The organism is Pseudarthrobacter sp. NPDC080039 (assembly GCF_040702335.1).
Lineage (GTDB): Bacteria > Actinomycetota > Actinomycetes > Actinomycetales > Micrococcaceae > Arthrobacter > Arthrobacter enclensis_A.
Genome location: NZ_JBFBKY010000043.1, coordinates 1 through 15,074 on the forward strand (window position 1 = coordinate 1; position 15,074 = coordinate 15,074).

The window sequence follows — 15,074 nt, forward strand, 5'->3', positions numbered from 1 at the left end:
ACGCCACCCAAAACGTCAAAACCGAAGGCCAACAAGCCGCCACCGACGTCAAAGACCACGCCACAGACGCCAAAGACAACATCCAAAACACCTAGGGCCCGTCACCGCCGAAATGCAAGGCACAAGTTCTGTTCGACAGGCCGGCACCGCCCTCCGCGGGGCCGGCCTGTCTGCTTCGCCCCCGATTGAGAGGACGCCCCATGGCCACTCACGATGATTCCGAGACCAGTACCGCCAAGGCGGCCCAGGCGCCGGCACCCGACGACGCAAGGAAGCCCGGCAGCCCCAGGGACCTCTACAAGCCGTCCTGGAAGTACATCACCAAAAAGACCCTTCGCGAGTTCAGCAAGGACCAGTGCCCGGACCTGGCTGCAGGCCTGACGTATTACGCGGTCCTTTCCCTGTTTCCCGCGCTGCTGGCTCTGGTTTCCGTGTTGGGCCTTTTTGGTGACCCTCAGAAGACGACCAATGCCCTGCTGGAGATCGTTCGTGGCTTTGCTCCGGCAGAGACCGTCAACACGATCAGCGGCCCCATTTCGGAATTGACCAGCGCACCCGCGGCCGGGTTCACCCTGGTCATCGGCCTGGTCACCGCCCTCTGGTCCGCATCGGGCTACGTCGGCGGTTTTGGCCGTGCGATGAACCGCATCTATGAAGTGGATGAAGGCCGCCCGTTCGTGAAGCTGCGCAGCACCATGCTGGCCGTCACACTCCTTGCGGTGGTCATCGTGGCACTGCTGGCCGGCATGCTGGTCCTCAGCGGTCCGGTCTCGGAGGCAGTGGGCGGCCTGATCGGTCTTAGCGGTGCGTTCCTCGCCGTCTGGAACATCGCCAAATGGCCGGTCATGGTCATCCTGATCATTGCCATCATTGCGGTCCTCTACTACGCGACGCCCAACGTGAAGCAGCCCAAATTCCGGTGGATGAGCATGGGGTCGGGCATCGCCCTGGTGGTCTTCCTCGTCGCCTCGCTGGCTTTCGGCTTCTACGTTGGCAACTTCGGAAACTACAACAAGACCTACGGTGCCCTGGGCAGCGTGATCATCATGCTGCTGTGGCTCTGGATCCTGAACATGTCGCTGCTGTTCGGCGCCGAGTTCGACGCCGAGGTGGAGCGGGGACGCGAACTCCAGGCCGGTATCAAGGCGGAGGAAACCATCCAGCTGCCGCCGCGCGATACCAAGAAGAGCGAAAAGCTGCAGCAGCAGATTGAGGACGACATCAAGCACGGCCGTGAACTCCGGGAGAAGTACGCCGCCGAAAACGACCAGAAGGGCCGGAACGGTTCGGAAGGGGGCCAGGACGGTCACCGCCCGGGCGAGAGCCACCGCGAGCGGATCCGTGAAAAGGTACAGCACCGTGCCGGCACCGCAGAGTCCGACGGCGGCCCGGGCGGCGGGAGCGCATAGCGGCGCCTCCAGGTTCCGTGTAGAGGGGCCTGGAGAGGGAGTATCAGAAGGACTAGGCAGGACCTTCAAGATGGAGGAAAATTCATCTTGAAGGTCCTGTTGAGGTTTCCCGGGCAATGCGTGCCCGGGGCTACGCGGGGTCGGCGGTGAGATGGCCTCTTCTGAGACCGAGGCCAGTCCCCCCAGTCGCCGTCGGCCCCCTTCAAACTTTTGCCTCCGGCGGACCGCAACTGGACAAAGCGCAGCGAACTGCAATACTTTCTTGAATACCTCGCCGGGATCCTTGTGGAGACCGGCAGGTCCGCTGAAGCAGACGGCGGCATCACGGTCAACCCTTATGAGCGGACATGCCTGCTACCCATTTTGAAAAGTTTCTAGCCGAAGCAGTTATCGCTGACAGGGAGCCCGGACTGGGGCTCGGACGCGATGAGCTTTACGGCCTGTATACCAGCTGGTGCCTTCTGCACAAGGCTGAACTCCAGCCGCCGGCCGCCCTTTGGGAGGCCATGCAGGACGCCGGAATCAACCCGGACAGCAATAATCTCTCCATGACCGGTCCAGCCGCGGCGGACTACATCGTTGCGAGTGCTCCTGACCTGGTGTGACAATTCCCCATGGGGCCTTCCCTGAAGCAGGCCGGCTCCGGGATCCGGGAACCTGCGCCGGGGACTACGACTGAGGGAAAGGGCTGTTGCCAAGAGGCAGCAGCCCTTTCCCATAGCTGCACGCGGCGCCGACCGGACTGTGCCGCACGGACCGGGCCGCTACGCTTCTGCCAGCCCCAGCAGGTAAGCGGCGAAGCCGCGGGGCGCCCGTCCTGCTGTCCTTCCGGACGTCAGGACCCGGGTGGTGTCGGTAGCAACAATGGCGGCACCACTGCTGCGGAGCCGATCCACCAGGGCGCGGTCCTCATCGAATTCGACGGCCGGGAAGCCCCCCGCAGCAAGGTATGAGGAAGCACGGACGCCAAGATTGGCACCATACACATGGGGGTGGTCCTCAATCCAGGCGTGCCGGGCATGCCACCGGGCCACAAGCTGGTGGTGCATGCCCTGGCCGTCCGGTTGCACGGTGCCAAGGACAAGATCGGCGCCCTTTGCCGCCAGGTCCAGTTGCCGGACCAGCCAGTCCTCGTGGACGCAGGAATCGGCGTCGCTGTTGGCCACCCATACAGCCCCCATGGGACCGGCCGCTCCTGCCGTCCGCAGGGCTCTGCCTGCCTTGGCCAGGGCGGCGTCAACCCCGGCCCTGCGGCTCCTGCCCACACTTCGGAATCCGACCGGCAGCACCGCCCACGCCGGGTTCCCGGCAGCAAACCCTCCGGCTATGGACGGGGACCGGTCGGTGCAGCTGTCCAGGACAACCACCACCTGCACATCCACCCCGGGAAGGTGAAACGAGGCCCTTTCCACCGCGGCACGGACCGCCGTGAGTGCCCGTTCCAGGTGCTGCTCCTCGTTGTGCGCGGGAATGACTACAGCCAGCTGCCCAATGGCAACCCCACCACCAGCAGAACCGGCCGACGCTGACGTTCCTTCGTCACCCTTCAATGCCACTTCTGTCACCCCGCCGACCCGCGGCCCGGGGCTGCGAGGACTTCCAGTACAAAGTCGCGTTCCTGGTAGATCCCGGCCGTCCGCCAGCCCAGCCGTTGCCGGCCCAACGCGTGGACGGTATCGCCGATGAGCTCCCAGCCGGTGATGGGATGCCGCCAATGGCACAACAGCAGGGTCCCGCCGGGTGCCAGGGATGCTTCCACCCGGTCCCACAGCTGCGACAGCTCCTCCTTGGGGAGGTAGTACCCCACTTCGGAAACCACCACCAGGTCAAAGGTGCCACTGGGCCATGATCCCGGCAGGACGCGCTGCTCTACCTGCACTCCGGGCCAGCCATCCAGCAGCTGACGTGCCCGGTGGACTGCGGTTCCGCTGGCGTCCACCGCTAAAAGGCTGCGGCACCGCGGGGCCAGTTCCGCCGTCAACGTCCCGATGGAACAGCCCACCTCGAGGGCCCGTTCATAGGATTTTTCCGGGAGGGCGGCAAGTGTCAGTGCGCGTTTCCGCTGCTCGTACCAACTGCCCGAGTAGTTCCACGGATCCGCGGCTCCGTTGTGGACACCGTCAAAGACCGATTCGGCATCAGCGCTGGAATACGGGCGCTTGAACGCCTCCGGCGCAGGCGTCCAGGCAAAAACCTCATAGCTCCGCGAGAAGTGCGCCAGGAAGTCTGGGCTGAGCAGTGCTTCGTCCCCGGGGAGCGGGGACAAGGGCCGCACCTGGGTTGCGTGTTCTGACATCGCCAGCTTCTTGGCGGCGCGGGCCGGCTTATCCAGGTGGAAACGGACCCACGGCCGCCAGTCCTGGTCCTGGGGCGTGGCCCAATGCCAAAACCAGATGGGGTACTCCAGCAGTGCGTGGCCGTCCTGGCGTGCAACCTCCGCGGCTGCCGCGCCGAGGGCCTCGTGGTCCCCGTGCCCGTCGGCCCGGTACGGGGCCACGAGGGCCAGGCTCTCCGGGTCACCGGGCAGCCGCTGGACAGCGTCCCGGACAGCACGGGTAATGGCTTCTGAATGGCCGGCAAGCCCGCGGTCCGGCAAGCCGATGAACGTCCAGCAGTCCTTCAGGCCCAGCGCGGCCAGGGCCGTGCCGAACTCCGTGAGCCGGATCCCGGCCAGCTGCTCCGGGGCAGCCGTGGGCGAGTCCGGGTGCGACCCCTCCCCCGCCGTGCACAGCAGGACTTGCACCTTGGCTCCCAGCGCCACCAGCGACGCCATAAGGCCGCCCGCGCCCAGGGTTTCGTCGTCCGGATGCGCTGCGAGGACCACGAACCGCATGGCAGCCAGTTCGGCGGCTGCGAGCGGCAGTTCCGGGGCCACCGCCAGGCCGCTGCGGGTCCAGGCGGCTTCGCCGGTCCCGGGGTCAGTGTGCGAGAAGGTCACCATGCGCTGTCCCCCTTGAAGGCCAGCCGGCCGAGTTGGGCATCGTCCCGTGCGCCGTGATGCTGCCGGACGTACAGGGCCAGGTCAGCCATCCTCTTGGCATACGGTTCGTCAAAGGCAAGCGGGCCGGGGCCACGGTTGGAGGCCACCAGTTGGAGGACACGTTCGACGGCGGCGGCAACAGTGCCACGGACACGCTGGGCTTCACTCCAGGTACTGGGGCCCGTCCCGCCGCCGAGGCTGCGATCGTCTATTCGAGCTGCGGTACGGGCCAGGTACTGCAGTGCCGCCGTGAGGGTCCGGTCCACGTCTCCGAGGGCGGCGAAGGCAACCTGGTCCGGCTCCCGTCCCGAATCGGCCCCCGCCAGCAGGCCATTGCGGAAGTCCCGGGCCACGCCCACGGCACCTCCCAGCCAGCAGGCCGCGACTCCCATTCCGCCCCAGGCGAAGCCCGGACGGCTGTGATACCAGCCCAGTGTGCCAACGGGAGTGGCAGGAACCTCGTGGAAGTCCACCCTTCCACTGGGTATCTCCCTGAGCCCGCGCGCGATCCATTCCGGTTCCTCACATGCCACGCCGGGGTGGCGGAGATCGACTTCGAAAGCCGCCCTGCCGCCGTCGTCCGTGTGGGCCGTGATGACCGCACTGTCCAAACTTCCCGCGAGGGAACACCAGGGCTTGGACCCGTCCAGGACGATCCCGTCCCCGGTCTGGCGCGCCTCAAGCCTTACCCCCGGCGCCTCTGCGGCAAAGACACCCCAAGTCCCGGCGCGCGGCGCGTCCGGTACACGGTTACCGGAAGCCTGGTCCGCCTGCGCGAGAATGGCGACGGCGTCCAGATGCGGTTCCAGGACCCGGGCCGCGGCCACATCTGCGGCAGCCACGGAAGCCAACAGCTCCCACAGAACCACTGTCCGGCCCTCACCTGGACGGGGCCACGCCTTCCCGGCCTCGACAGCCAGGGCCAGCAGAGCACGGACGTTGCCGGCTGCGGCGGCGAACGAGTCCAGGAGCGGGCCCCATGGGGACAGGTCTGTACGGGTGGAGCCCATAAGCACAGGAACACGTTCCGCAGGCAAGAAATCCCCCTTTGAGATGTCCGGCGGGGCGCCGGGCATTTACACAGCTTACTTACTGTTGCGCCGGAAGGATGCGGGCAAGCGCGAAACCGTCCCAGCCTTTCGATCCCACTGTCTGGATCACGGTGGCATCGAGCCGCGGGTGGTCACCGAGAAGCTTGAGCGCCTCGATGATCCCCTGCGCATTAACGGGGTCCATGCCGGGGTCCAGGACCGCCCCCTCCCAGATGGTGTTGTCCAGGACCACGACTGCACCCGGCCTGCCGAGCCTGACGGCCCAGTCAAGGTAGCGGCTGTTGTTCTGTTTGTCGGCGTCAATGAAGATGAAGTCGAAGGGTTCCCGCTCTTCTTCCTCCAGGGCCGCCAGCGTCTCCAGGGCAGGGCCCAGGCGGATCTCCACGCGCTCGCCCAGGCCGGCGGCGTCAATGTTGGCCCACGCCACCTCCGCGTGCTGGGGAAGGTACTCGCAGGTGACCAGTGTGCCGCTGCGCGGAAGGCCACGGCCCATCCAGATGGTGCTGTAGCCGGCAAGCGTTCCGATCTCCAGAATCCGGTGCGCGCCGGACATCTGGACAAGGAGTTTCAGGAGCTTTCCCGCGTTTGGCGCGACTTCAATGGCCGGCATCCCTGCTTCAGCAGCAGTGCGGATGGCCTGCTGGACCGCCGCGTCCGGGTGCACCACGGTGCGGGACAGGAACTCCTCAACGGCAATCCACTCCGGGCGGGGCTTGTGCTCGAACATGGCCACAGTTTGGCACGCAGCCCTGCAGTGGTCCAGATACTTTTGCCCCTTCAGGCAGGCTTAGGCAGGCAGGCTTAAGGCTCCTGCGCCAGGGCGCTTTCCAGGCGGTCCACCTTGGCCGTCAGCTCACCTGTGTATCCGGGCCTGATGTCGGCCTTGATGACCAGCGAAACGCGGCTGCCGTACCGCCCCACAGCCTCCGTGGCGCGCTTGACGACGTCGAACACCTCGTCCCATTCACCCTCGATGGTGGTGAACATGGAATCCGTCTGGTTGGGCAGCCCCGACTCCCTGACGATCTTCACCGCGGCGGCAACGGCGTCGTGCACTGATGCATCGTTGGGCCGTGAGCCTTCAGCGGGAACGCCAGAGGGAGCAACAGAAAATGCAAGCAACATGCCCCCAGTCTCCCACGCTGTTCCGCACCGCCACAGGCCGGACAACGGCCGGCGGCCGTCACATAAGCGCTTACCCCGCAGTAACCATGGTGGCCGGAGGCTCCGTTGCTACCCTTTTGGGCATGAGCCTCGCAGTCGCCCGAAAGCCCCTACGTGCAGACGCAGCGCGGAATGTGGACAAGATCATCACGGCGGCGCGCCAGTGCTTCCGGGAGTTCGGCCCGGAGGTACCACTCCAGACCATCGCCACCACTGCCGGTGTTGGACCGGCAACTCTTTTCCGGAACTTCGCGGACAAGGAGGAACTGGTACTCGCAGCGCTCAACCGGCAGCTCCGGCTCACCGTGGACCCGGTGATGGACGGAGCCCTTGCCGACATTGACGCCGCTGCCGGCTTGCTGCGCGTCCTGGAAGCCCTGATGGCGGCCGCAAGCGACGACGCCAACCTGCTGTGTGCTGTGGCAGGACGGCGTGAACTCCTCACCGGAATTACCGTCTCGCTCATGGAGTCCATCAGTGTCCTGCTGGCCCGGGGCCAGGGCCAGGGGAGCCTGCGCACGGATATCTCGATGACGGACATGTTCCGGCTGCTGGCCATGCTGATCGGCGTAGTGGACACCATGGAGCCGGGCTCCGACGCGTGGCGCCGCCCGCTTGCCTTGGTTGAGGACGCCATCCGCACGTCCCGTCCGTCGCGGCCCCTGCCTGCCCTGGTGCCCGTCCCGGCCGCCGCGGGAGCCCCAACCATTGTTGCCGTGGAGCCCGACGCAGAGGCAGAGTAGGCCTGCTCCACGAGGGGGTAACCAAGCGGCGCTGCCAGGCACTGGATCGTTGTTAGCAGCGGGCAGGTGCAATACACTCAAGGTTGGGGTTAGGCAGCCAGCCTCGGTACTTCCAGCTGGAGCGACCCATGAAGCCATTGGTGCCCTTCCGCCGTTCGACGGACGCAGTGCGATGACCCATTCAAAGCTTCTCCACTATCTCAGCGATCCTCGAGGGCCGGAGGAAGTCCTGCCCACGCTGACAAACGGGGAGCTCGTCGAACTCCTTGACGCCCTCTACCAGAACCTCGACACCCCCGAGCCCGAGTTTGGCGCGCAGGTCTGGTACGAAATGGGCGTGGAAGAAACCTGCCGGAGGGCCGTCTCCCCCGGTGGCACCGCACACGGCGTCGCCTAGCTGCCTTGAGTCCAGGTGGGGCGCGTCCAGGTGGCGCACCACCAGAACGCCTGACGGCCGGTCACTGCTGCCCGGCCGTCAGGATTCACCGCGGTCAGGACGGTGCCCCCTCAGCATCCTTCGCCCTCACGGCTCTTCCCCGCCTGGGCCCTTCCCGGCAGTCCTGCCTTCTTCGGCGTCGCCGTGTTGGGGCCCGCTGCCAGCCTCCGGACCCGGCCCGGCGTCCCGGTGTCCGGCGTGCTCGCCTTCGGCGTGCCCGTGTTCGTGATGCTCGTGGAACTCATTGGGCACATGGCGTTTCGCCTCCATCAGGTGCTGCTGGAGTTTTTCCTCGGCATCACGGCGCCGGCGGGCGGTGTCCCGCAACTCCCGGGTTGATTCGGAGCCACGGGGATCCAGATAAGCGGGCCGCAGTTTCCCGGTCTGCTCTGCCGCGGGCACTCCGGCGGCCCGTTCCTCTGAAGCGTTCCTTTCGGCGTCCTCGGTTCCCTGGCCGTCCTGCGGCTCAACAGGCCGTGACTGGTCGTCCATCTCGATTCCTCCTCTGGTGGCCGCCTGGGTGTGGGCTGCCTCTCCTCCAGTGCACCATATTTGGTACGTGGAATGGTGGTCCCGTCAGGCGCTGCCCGCCTCTTCCCTCTTGCGGAGTTCCTGGCGTACCAGGGCCTGGAGGGCTGGAACGGACGACGTCGGATCGAGGTCGAGTGCCTCGCGGAGCCTTGATGAAAGGAATTCCAGGTCCTCGTCCGGTACGTCCGAAAGGCTGGGAAAGCGCTTAAAGAAGCGTTTGGCCGGGAGGCCGGCACGCCGTCGGGCGTTCTTTTGGCGGGGTCTGCCCGCCAAGCCGCCCGCCTGATGCAGCTGATTTTCCATTGTTGCCGTTCCATTGCCAATGCCATGGCCAACTGCATAAGCCGATCTCATAGTACAACCGGCACCACGCCAGCAAAGTGACCTGGATCACCAATTCGTACGCATCTGTTGCCTCAGCCCCAGCCCATCATCCTCAGCAGGGCCGCAGTGCCGGCTCCGGCGATGACCACCACCAGGAAGGGCGCCCTCAGCACCAGGGCAATGGCGGCAGCGGCCAGCGCCCCCAGTCTGGCATCGGCGGCCAGCGCCTGGCCGGACACCACAGCATTCACCACGGTCAAGGATGCAAGCAGGCCGATGGTCATGGTCCCGGCAACGCGTGATGTGCGCGGCTCCTCGAGGAACCTGGCAGGAACGAAATAGCCCACCAGCTTCCAGGCGTAGGCAAGAACGCACGCTGTCAGCAGCCAGATCCACAAGCTCATGCCCCGGCCCCCGGATCCGCGCCTTCCGCGCGCTCGGCGCCCGGGGGCATGCTGCCGGTGTCCTGGTGGCGGCCGGCGTGGTGTCCGCCGTACGGCTCGACGTCGGGTTCCAGGCCTTCGTCACGGCGACCGTGGCTGAACCAGCCCACTAATGCAGCCACCACGGCGGCCACCAGGATAGGTACGCCCGGTGGCACGAACGGAACCGCAATGACGGTGGCCACGGCACAGGCCACGGCAATGGCCATGGGTTCCCGTCCCTTGAGGCGGGGCCAGAGCAAGGCGAGGAAGGCAGCGACGGCGGCTCCGTCGAGCCCCCACTGTTTGGGGTCGCCCAGGCCGCTTCCCGCAAGCGCCCCCACGGCCGTGAACAGGTTCCAGAGCACGTAGACGCCAACCCCGGCTGCCCAAAAACCCCGCCGCTGCTCGGCAGGGTCTGCCTGGCCTGTGCTGGTGGCCGTCGATTCGTCGATGGTCAGCTGCGCACCGACGTACTTGCGCCAACCGGTGGGCCGCAGCAGTGCGTTCAGCTGCATCCCGTAGATGCCGTTGCGCATTCCCAGGAGGGTCGCCGCGCTCATGGCGGCGATGCCCGAGCCGCCACCTGCCACCACGCCGATGAACGCAAACTGCGAACCGCCGCTGAAAAGGAGCAGGCTCAGGGCCATGGTCTGCCAGAAGTTGAGCCCTGACGTCACCGCGAGCGCCCCGAAGGACACCCCGTACAGGCCGGTGGCGATACTGATGGAGATGCCAACCCTGACCGCCGGCGAAGCCAGCAGTTTCACGGCCGGCTTCCGGGTGCGCGTTTGGGGAGTGCGCTTTTCCGCAGGCTCCAGGCCCACAGGATCAGGGGCGCCTGGAGGGGAAGCCGCGCGGTGTGGATCTTCCGCCGCAGGGGTGTGCCCGCCGGGGTGTATGCCCGGACCAGGGCATCGACGTGGCCGGCCAGGAAGGCGGCGAACATCGCCGTGAGGGCAGTGGCTGTCAGCTTCCGCGTAGGCGGGAGCAGGATTCCGACGGCGGCAGCCAGCTCCAGCAGTCCGCTCACGGCGATCCACTCATCCCGGGACAGGACGGCCAGCGGATGTGCCGGCCCGCCCTGGTCCGTTCCGGGCTCCGGATCCCGGCGGCAGAGGTACCCAGGGACAACGTCACGGTAAAACGCGGGGTCCCTGAAATGCTTGCCGGCGCTGGCCACCAGGAGGGCTGCCATGGCGGCGGCGGACAGGGTTTGAACCGGGAAGCTGCTCAGGGACCGGCCCGGAGTGGGCCAGCCCGGGCCGGACCAGGGAGAAGACATGGAACCACTCAATCACAGCCAACACTGGGCCCGGAAACCCGCATCGGCGTTGGCTGCACGGCTCTTCAGCCCCAAGCTGGCGCGGAGCTCCCGTACGGGGGTGGTGGTGACAGGTAGTCCAGCGGGCGCCCCGAATCGAGCAGCGGCGGCCCAACATAGCGGAGCTCTCCGTAACTGCTGGCCACGAGCCTATAGTCCGGCGCCGGCAGCTGGGCTGGGCTGCCTGCATTCCCTGGCAGGTCATTGGGCGCGCTGTTGGACAGGGAAAAGAGCTCCTCGGCGGTCCGGGCAAGCGACAGACGGGCTGCGGCGCCCGCCCCTGTCTCCCGCCGACGTTCGAGGAGCCGGACGGCCGCGGCAGCCACTCCGTACCCTGTGGCGTGGTCCAGGGCCTGGACGGGAAGGGCACCCGGGCGCCACCCGCCGTCGTCGTTCTCCGTGCCGTAAAGGTGCGCGATCCCGCTGGCCGCCTGGACGATGCTGTCAAAGCCGCGCAGGCCGCTCCACGGTCCCGCGCTTCCCCAGCCGTTGAGGGTGACCACCACCAGCCGGGGGTGCGTTCCCAGCAGTTCGCGGGGGCTGAGCCCAAACCGGTCCAGGGCCCCGCTCCGGTAGCCGGTGACCATCAGGTCGGCGCCGGCCAGTAGTTGCCTGAGCCGCTGCTGGTTTTCCGGCTCCATGAGATCCGCTTCCACGCTGCGCTTGCCGAAGGCGGTGTCCACGAACTGGGCCTGGATTTCGGGGAAAGCAGGCGGGTCGATCCGCAGGACGTCGGCTCCGAGTGCAGCCAGGAGCCGGGTGGCCGCCGGCCCTGCGATGACCCGGGTCAGGTCCAGCACCCGCACGCCCTTGAGGGGCAGGCCATCCGGCCTGCCGTCCTGACGAGGGGCAGTGGCCGTTGCCGCCAGTTCCTGCAGTTCGAGGCCGGAGGCTGTCCCGTCGGCGTGCTCCACGGCAATCCAAGGGCCCGAACCCGCCGCGCGTCCCACGTCGGAAGCCAGCCATTCGGCACGGGTCCTGACGGCTGCAGCGATCCCGCCGTGGGCCTGGATGGCGGCCTCAGCCTCCAGCGCTGCCATGGAGCCGAGCCGCTGGGCTGCCCCTTCCGCGGAAGTCGCACCGAGCGCCTGCAGCAGCCGCTGCTCGTGGTGCGGGTAGTTGGCGTGGAGCCGGATCCAGCCGTCTTGGGTGCGCCGGAAACCGGACAGGGGCGCAAAGCCCTGCGGTTTACGCCCGGCGATCCGGAGGTGTCCGAAAGAGTCGAAGGCAGCCGCCGTCAGGGCTGGGGTGGTACTGAACCGGCCGGGCGCGCGACAGTACATATTCAACGCTTCAGCCGTGGCTCCCACGGATTGCAGTGCAAGGCTTTCGACGTCGAGCTTTCCCGCCCACCACCGATCTCGGAGAGGGGTGCCCCCGGCGCTCACGTCCGCCGCTACTTTCCCTGCGGTGAGGAGACCCGGAGCTGGTCCAGGACGCGGGCCGGCACGTTGGTGGTGATTTCCTGGATGCCCATATCCAGGCAGAGCGCCACGTCCTCCGGCGAATCCACTGTCCACACCCTGAAGCGGCGGCCGGAGTCCATCCAACGGCGGACCGTCTCAGGACGCTCGCGGACGTAATCGATTCCGGGGCCCGCCATGCCCACCTCGCGGTCGTCCAGGATCCGTTCGCCCTCCAGCTGCGTGGCCTTCATCAGGTTGGCGATGGCACCACCGGTAATCGGGCCCACGCCCAGGCCGCCGCGGATCTCGTGGATGGTCAGATCGTCCACCAGCTGGCAGATGTACTGCGGCGGCACGGAACTGAGCAGGTGGCGGACAGAATCCGGGCTGAAGCTCATGAACGTCACGGCGATGTTGTCCACAGTGGAGCTTTGCGGATCCCAGCCTTCGCTGCGGAGCAGCTCAAGCACCCGGTCCTCCAGTTTGAGCTGGTACGGGCTGGGATGCTTGAGCTCGATGGCCAGTTTCACGGGACGGCCCGCTCCGCGGAGGATCTCCAGCAGCTCGGGGAGGGTGAGGAGCTGTTCTGACCGCGCTCCGTAGGTTTCGGGAATGCGGACGCCTTTCCAGGACGAGAAATCCAGCTGCCGCAGTTCCTCCAGCGTCCGTTCCGCCACCGGCCCGGTCCCGTCCGAGGTGCGGTCCAGGTTGGCGTCGTGGAGCAGGACCACGTGCTGGTCCCGGGTCAGGTGGACATCGCATTCCACCCCGTCAGCCCCGTCGGCAAGGGCCTGCAGGTAGGCGGCACGCGTGTGTTCGGCGAAGGCGCCGCTGGAGCCGCGGTGGGCAAAGACCAACGGGCGCTGCTGCAGTGACTCGTCAGTTGTCATGCTCACACGGTAGCCGACCTGCCCCGGCCTTCGGGGCTAGGCTTGGCACATGCAGGTGAACTCTGAGGCAACTACTGGGCCAACCACGCAGGAACCACCCGCCGAAGCAGCGCAGCAGGTGCGGCCAGGCACCGGGGCGGCAGGCGCCGTCGTCAGCCGACAGCCTGGCGCCGGGGATGCCGAAAAAGCGGCAGCGCTGCGGAAGATGAAGCTGCTGGCGCTGAGCCTCCTGATTGCCTTGGCCGTGATTTTTGTCTTCGCGTTCGCGCTGCAGAGGGACTATCCGTGGCTGCAGTATGTACGTGCTGCCGCCGAGGGTGGCATGGTGGGTGCGCTGGCCGACTGGTTCGCCGTGACGGCGCTGTTCAAGTACCCGATGGGTATCAGGATTCCCCACACGGCGATCATTCCCCGCCGGAAGGACCAGATCGGTGCGTCCCTGGGCGAGTTTGTGGAAACCAACTTCCTCTCCGAACAGGTAGTCCAGGACAAGCTGGCCAGCGTTAACATTGCCCGGCGGGCCGGTGAGTGGCTTTCCGCGCCCGGCGGCGCTGACAGGGTGGCCAAGGAAGGTGCCGCGGTGATCCGGGGCGCCTTCAAGGTCTTGAACGACGACGACGTCCAGGCCGTCATTGAGGGCATGGTCCGCAAGCACCTGCTCACCCCGCCGTGGGGGCCACCCGTGGGCCGGCTCGCCGAGCGGATCTTCCACGACGGGCACCACCACACCCTGGTGGACCTGCTGGTGGACCGCGCCGCGGACTGGGTGGACGACAACCACGAGACCGTGACGCGCCTGGTCTCAGACCGCTCCCCCACCTGGGTTCCCCAGTTCGTGGACGGGCTGGTGGGTGACAAGGTTTACCTCGAAATCCTGAAGTTCGTGCGGGCCGTCCAGGCCGACCCCCGCCACCAGGTTCGCCAGTCGATCGACAAGTACCTCAACGACCTCGCCCAGGACCTGCAGCATGATCCGGCGATGATTGCACGGGCGGAGGACATCAAGTCGCAGGTGCTGGGCGATCCTGAGGTCCGCGAACTGGCGTCCCGGACGTGGGGCACGGTTAAGAACGCACTGCTGGGCGCCGTGGACGATCCGGACAGCGAACTCACCATCAAGTTCAAGGCCGCGGTCCGCGATTTCGGGTCCCGGCTGGTACAGGACCCTGAACTGGCCGGCAAGGTCAATGCCTGGATCGGCGACGCCGCGGGCTACCTGGTGCGGACCTACCGCTCGGACATCGCCGGAGTCATCACGGACACGGTGGCGCGCTGGGATGCCGAGGAAACGTCGCAGAAGATCGAGCTTCAGGTAGGCAAGGACCTCCAGTTCATCCGCATCAACGGCACCGTGGTGGGTTCCCTCGCCGGGCTGGCGATTTTCACGGTGGCGCAGCTGCTTTTCGGGTAGGTTCCAAGGTTTTTGACGTCGAGAGTTTCTGACGACCCGCAGGTTACTTTTCGCACCGGGTATTTGGGGTGTGGAAAGGAACCTGCGCAGCGGAAAGGCGTACGACGGCGGCGGCCGGCTTTTTGGGGCACGGCGCGGTGCTGTAGGGGCTTGGCGGCAAGTGACCCCCAGCTTGAATGTCACTGGGTCGTTGGATGATGTGGGTATGGGAATCAGCGGTGGTTTGGGGGCGGTGCTGGAGGGTGTTCGTGCCTCTGTCGCTGCCCTTGATGCGCTGGTTCTTGAGGACCGGAACCTCGAACATCCTGCGCTGAGTGCTTCGGCTGGAGATATTGACGTGCTGCAGCGCCGGTATGAGTTGTGTCTGGGAAGGTTGGAGGTTGTTGCCCGGCTGGAGGCGCAGCTCGCGGCAGTGAAGGCGCGGGATGCGGCGGAGTGCCTGGGGTTGCAGCTGGCCATGACCGCGCCGGATGCCTGCCTGCAGGACCGCACCTACGCCGAGATGTCCACCGTGGAGGAGATCGCCGGGGTCCTGACCATCAGCTCCGCGGCCGCGGGGGCGTTGGTGGACCAGTACCGGCGGGTCTGCTCCCTGCCACCGGTGCTCGAGGCGCTGTCCACCGGTGCCGTGTCCTGGCAGCACGCCCGCATCATTGCCGACGAGACCGAGGGCCTCGACGCGGTTGGGGCTGCTGCGTTGGTGGCGCATTTCTTCGACCCCGACGCGCCCAACCCCGCACGCGGCGCAGCCCCCGCTGAGCTTGTCCCGTCCCGGTTCCGGGCGAAAGTCCGTGGGTGGCGGGAACGCCACCATCCCGACTCCATCGGGAGACGCCACGCCAAAGGTGTGGCGGACCGGCGGATGGAATACAGCCCCGACCGGGACGGCGGGGGTGTCAAGTTTTCTGTGTAAGGGACCGGTCGGTTGTCCGGTCTGCCGGTTTGTCAGATCGGGAGTCGGTTGGGGAATTGAACGGCGAAA

Annotated in this window: 18 protein-coding genes; 6 read left to right on the top strand and 12 right to left on the bottom strand. The window is 66.8% G+C overall.

The window, feature by feature from the left end; translation table 11 throughout:
- Positions 1–200: 200 nt before the first annotated feature.
- Positions 201–1,409, top strand: coding sequence for a YihY/virulence factor BrkB family protein (locus AB0313_RS21205; protein ID WP_141944136.1), 1,209 nt, complete (start codon positions 201–203; stop codon positions 1,407–1,409).
- Positions 1,410–1,756: 347 nt separating this feature from the next.
- The gene (locus AB0313_RS21210; protein ID WP_366308225.1) at positions 1,757–2,014 is read left to right on the top strand and encodes a hypothetical protein; all 258 of its coding nucleotides are present in this window, start codon (positions 1,757–1,759) and stop codon (positions 2,012–2,014) included.
- A 159-nt stretch (positions 2,015–2,173) separates the two neighbouring features.
- On the opposite strand, the gene AB0313_RS21215 is transcribed toward AB0313_RS21210, so the two are convergent.
- The 5 genes from AB0313_RS21215 to AB0313_RS21235 all read right to left on the bottom strand — a co-directional run bounded on the left by AB0313_RS21215 (position 2,174) and on the right by AB0313_RS21235 (position 6,566).
- Entirely contained in the window at positions 2,174–2,974 is an 801-nt protein-coding gene (locus AB0313_RS21215) for a glycosyltransferase (protein WP_366308227.1), read from the bottom strand.
- A complete protein-coding gene (locus AB0313_RS21220) occupies positions 2,971–4,350 on the bottom strand; it encodes a bifunctional PIG-L family deacetylase/class I SAM-dependent methyltransferase (RefSeq protein ID WP_366308229.1) in 1,380 nt (459 codons plus the stop codon). The genes AB0313_RS21215 and AB0313_RS21220 overlap by 4 nt, the downstream gene beginning before the upstream one ends.
- Positions 4,344–5,399, bottom strand: a complete 1,056-nt coding sequence (locus AB0313_RS21225) for a hypothetical protein (RefSeq protein ID WP_307312274.1) — start codon at positions 5,397–5,399, stop codon at positions 4,344–4,346. Before AB0313_RS21225 ends, AB0313_RS21220 begins: the two co-directional genes overlap by 7 nt.
- A 79-nt stretch (positions 5,400–5,478) precedes the next feature.
- Complete coding sequence (locus AB0313_RS21230; protein WP_307312227.1) at positions 5,479–6,168, bottom strand: O-methyltransferase; 690 nt, start codon at positions 6,166–6,168, stop codon at positions 5,479–5,481.
- Positions 6,169–6,242: 74 nt separating this feature from the next.
- The gene (locus AB0313_RS21235; protein ID WP_141944144.1) at positions 6,243–6,566 is read right to left on the bottom strand and encodes a thiamine-binding protein; all 324 of its coding nucleotides are present in this window, start codon (positions 6,564–6,566) and stop codon (positions 6,243–6,245) included.
- 122 nt (positions 6,567–6,688) lie between these two features.
- Between AB0313_RS21235 and AB0313_RS21240 the strand changes: the two genes are divergently transcribed.
- Positions 6,689–7,348, top strand: coding sequence for a TetR/AcrR family transcriptional regulator (locus tag AB0313_RS21240; RefSeq protein ID WP_141944146.1), 660 nt, complete (start codon positions 6,689–6,691; stop codon positions 7,346–7,348).
- Between the two features lie 172 nt (positions 7,349–7,520).
- Entirely contained in the window at positions 7,521–7,745 is a 225-nt protein-coding gene (locus AB0313_RS21245; protein ID WP_141944148.1) for a hypothetical protein, read from the top strand.
- A gap of 126 nt (positions 7,746–7,871) precedes the next feature.
- Here AB0313_RS21245 and AB0313_RS21250 read toward each other — a convergent pair whose 3' ends face one another.
- From AB0313_RS21250 to AB0313_RS21280, 7 genes are all read right to left on the bottom strand, one after another.
- Positions 7,872–8,276 (bottom strand): hypothetical protein, encoded by a 405-nt coding sequence (locus tag AB0313_RS21250; protein WP_366308232.1) that lies wholly within the window; start codon positions 8,274–8,276, stop codon positions 7,872–7,874.
- Positions 8,277–8,360: 84 nt separating this feature from the next.
- Positions 8,361–8,588, bottom strand: coding sequence for a hypothetical protein (locus AB0313_RS21255; protein WP_366308234.1), 228 nt, complete (start codon positions 8,586–8,588; stop codon positions 8,361–8,363).
- Positions 8,589–8,731: 143 nt separating this feature from the next.
- The gene (locus AB0313_RS21260) at positions 8,732–9,043 is read right to left on the bottom strand and encodes an AzlD domain-containing protein (protein WP_141944151.1); all 312 of its coding nucleotides are present in this window, start codon (positions 9,041–9,043) and stop codon (positions 8,732–8,734) included.
- A complete protein-coding gene (locus AB0313_RS21265; RefSeq protein ID WP_366308236.1) occupies positions 9,040–9,831 on the bottom strand; it encodes an AzlC family ABC transporter permease in 792 nt (263 codons plus the stop codon). The genes AB0313_RS21260 and AB0313_RS21265 overlap by 4 nt, the downstream gene beginning before the upstream one ends.
- Positions 9,828–10,259 carry a hypothetical protein gene (locus AB0313_RS21270; RefSeq protein ID WP_366308244.1) on the bottom strand — a complete coding sequence of 144 codons (432 nt, stop codon included), beginning with the start codon at positions 10,257–10,259 and terminating at the stop codon, positions 9,828–9,830. The genes AB0313_RS21265 and AB0313_RS21270 overlap by 4 nt, the downstream gene beginning before the upstream one ends.
- Before the next feature lie 152 nt (positions 10,260–10,411).
- Entirely contained in the window at positions 10,412–11,668 is a 1,257-nt protein-coding gene (locus AB0313_RS21275; protein WP_366308238.1) for a CoA transferase, read from the bottom strand.
- Between the two features lie 113 nt (positions 11,669–11,781).
- Positions 11,782–12,681, bottom strand: coding sequence for a glycerophosphodiester phosphodiesterase family protein (locus AB0313_RS21280; protein ID WP_307312252.1), 900 nt, complete (start codon positions 12,679–12,681; stop codon positions 11,782–11,784).
- A 49-nt stretch (positions 12,682–12,730) separates the two neighbouring features.
- On the opposite strand from AB0313_RS21280, the gene AB0313_RS21285 reads away from it, so the two are divergent.
- Together AB0313_RS21285 and AB0313_RS21290 are read left to right on the top strand one after the other, a co-directional pair.
- Positions 12,731–14,092, top strand: a complete 1,362-nt coding sequence (locus tag AB0313_RS21285; RefSeq protein ID WP_366308240.1) for a DUF445 domain-containing protein — start codon at positions 12,731–12,733, stop codon at positions 14,090–14,092.
- 205 nt (positions 14,093–14,297) lie between these two features.
- Positions 14,298–15,005 carry a hypothetical protein gene (locus AB0313_RS21290; RefSeq protein WP_366308242.1) on the top strand — a complete coding sequence of 236 codons (708 nt, stop codon included), beginning with the start codon at positions 14,298–14,300 and terminating at the stop codon, positions 15,003–15,005.
- Positions 15,006–15,074 lie beyond the last annotated feature (69 nt).